A 966-nucleotide genomic window follows, 5' to 3' on the forward strand; every position below is an offset into this window, starting at 1 on the left:
GATCTATCTACCGCGGTCGCATGGCGGCATTCCCGACAGCCCGGCCGCCGCCTTGGCGGGCGAGCATCCGGGACATTCAGACGAGGTCATCATGATCGTCGAGGATGAAGATCGTGTACGCCTGATGGCCGCAGAAGCGCTGCGAGAACTGGGCTATTCCGTCCTGGAAATGTCGGGGCCACGAGATGCACTTGCCGCCGTGGAGAGCGGGCATGTGCCTTCGCTTCTGTTCACCGATGTGGTCATGCCGGAAATGTCAGGCCGCGAACTGGTGGACAAGGTCAGGACATCGCACCCGTCACTAAAGGTGCTCTACACCACCGGCTACACGCGAAACGCGATTGTTCACAATGGCACGCTCGATTTTGGAACGGAGCTTTTGACCAAACCCTACACGATCGACGAGCTGGCCGAGAAGGTCCGAAAGGTGCTCGATCGAAAGTAACGATCGGCCAGAGGCGATGTACTCAAGCGGCCGACCCAAATCCACTGCAGGCACGGCGGGGCGGTATGATGTCTCGCCGGAACCAGGGGGACTGCCGCGAGTTCTCTGGAATGGCAAATCATCCGATCACCAGCGCCCTTACCTCAATCGGCACACTGACTTCCCGTCCCGCTGCGTTCCTGGTCTTGTTGGCCTACGCAATTCTTTGGATGATTTTCGAGCGACAGAGCTTGGATTGGCATGGAGCCGCAACATTGTTCACCTGGGCGATGACGCTGTTCATCCAGCGTGCGGAGCACCGCGACACTCAAGCGATCCATGCCAAGCTGGACGAGATCCTGCGGTCAGATCACGCGGCTTCAAACATCACCCGGATCGACGATGAAGAGCCCGAGGAGATCGAAAAACATCGCCATCGCCAGCAACAGGGCGATTGACGTGCAGCCTTTCGGTCCCGTTGCGTCAGGCGCCCGCAAGAAGACCTCCCGCATTGCGCCTTGGCGAAAGGTGCTCATCTATCT

At 59.0% G+C, this 966-nt stretch carries 2 protein-coding genes; both read left to right on the forward strand.

Features of this window, described 5'->3' with window-relative positions:
* Positions 1–445, forward strand: a 445-nt coding sequence (locus EOA22_RS35205; RefSeq protein ID WP_127390694.1) for a response regulator, incomplete at its 5' end; no start/stop codon positions are given.
* A 110-nt stretch (positions 446–555) separates the two neighbouring features.
* A complete protein-coding gene (locus EOA22_RS35210; protein WP_027036398.1) occupies positions 556–882 on the forward strand; it encodes a low affinity iron permease family protein in 327 nt (108 codons plus the stop codon).
* Positions 883–966: the final 84 nt, after the last annotated feature.

Source organism: Mesorhizobium sp. M7A.F.Ca.US.014.04.1.1 (assembly GCF_003998745.1).
Taxonomy (GTDB): Bacteria; Pseudomonadota; Alphaproteobacteria; order Rhizobiales; family Rhizobiaceae; genus Mesorhizobium; species Mesorhizobium ciceri.

What these genes read in the sequence shown, in the direction of transcription:
- EOA22_RS35210 (WP_027036398.1), top strand. Translation starts at nt 556, where the DNA reads ATGGCAAATCATCCGATCACCAGCGCCCTTACCTCAATCGGCACACTG.